Genomic DNA, 1,286 nt, shown 5'->3' on the forward strand with positions numbered 1-1,286 from the left:
GGGACTGACCCCATAAGATGAGACAAATAAAAACACCTTCAAGTTTGAATACGGATGATTGTTATCCGAAATTAGACTTGGAGGTGTTTTTTCTATGGGGACAAGAGTGAGTTATCCGGTTGAAGTGAAACAGAAGGCTGTAGAAATGAGATTGGCAGGCGTACCTATGAAAGAGATCATGCAGGAGTTGAATATTAAGAATAAGACACAGGTTCAGACATGGGTTAGATGGCATAAGACTGGGGATACACATCGATTCGAACAGCCTGTTGGAAAGCAATACACTTACGGAAAAGGCCCGGAGTATTCTTCCGAATTAGAGAAACTGCAGGCAGAGATTCGTTACCTGAGACAACAGAATGAAGTTTTAAAAAAGTACAACGAATTGGAAAGGAAGTTGATAGCGAAACGTCAGTCGAACTTGTAGAAATATTGCACAGCACAATGACCGTACAGGATATCTGTATTCATTTAGGTATCTCTCGAGCGTCTTATTATCGTTGGAAGAAGAATCTGATGAGGGATCAGCCTAAGCGATATTTGGAAAAACAAATCGGCACGTTGTGCCGAGAGCACAAGTATCGATATGGATATCGAAAAATCACAGCCATACTCAAAAAGAGAATGTGTATTAACCATAAAACGGTTCAACGTATTATGCAGAAAAATCAATGGCAGTGCCAGGTTAAGGTGAAAAAGCGCAAGAAGGATGGGCAGCCATATGCCGTGGTCGATAATATATTGGATCGGAACTTTCAGTCTGATCGTCCTCTTGAAAAACTAGTAACGGACATCACGTATTTGCCTTATGGACAGAAACAATTGTACCTTTCCAGTATATTGGATTTATACAATGGAGAAGTGATTGCTTTTACGATTGGGGATAAGCAGGACACTGACTTTGTTTTAGACACACTTGATCAGCTACCAACGCTGCCTGAGAACTGCGTGTTACATAGTGACCAAGGTTCTGTGTATACATCTTACGAATATCAAAAAGCTGTTAAAACAAAAGGCATTACCATGAGCATGTCCCGCAAAGGGACGCCCGCTGATAATGCCTCCATCGAATCGTTTCATTCCTCACTAAAGTCTGAAACGTTCTATCTTAACAGCATTGATCGAACTACGACCGCCATCGTAGAACGCACTGTCATAGAATACATTCATTATTATAACAATATTCGTATTCAAACCAAACTAAACAACCAATCACCGATAAACTATCGGCAATTGGCTGTTTAAAAGGTGTTTTGACCCCTGTCTCAAAAACGGGGGTCAGTCCC

1 protein-coding gene is annotated in these 1,286 nt (G+C 40.9%); it reads left to right on the top strand.

All coding sequences use genetic code 11. The annotated features are described in order from the left end of the window. Positions 1 to 94 precede the first annotated feature (94 nt). Positions 95 to 1,245 (top strand): IS3 family transposase gene (locus tag LWH95_RS21380; RefSeq protein ID WP_119913926.1). Its coding sequence is split into 2 segments (ribosomal slippage): positions 95 to 368 and positions 368 to 1,245, totalling 1,152 coding nucleotides; the frame shifts between segments, so codons are not numbered across the junction. Positions 1,246 to 1,286 lie beyond the last annotated feature (41 nt).

It is taken from the genome of Bacillus sp. G16, assembly GCF_021282335.1.
In the GTDB taxonomy this organism is placed as follows: Bacteria; Bacillota; Bacilli; order Bacillales; family Bacillaceae; genus Bacillus; species Bacillus inaquosorum.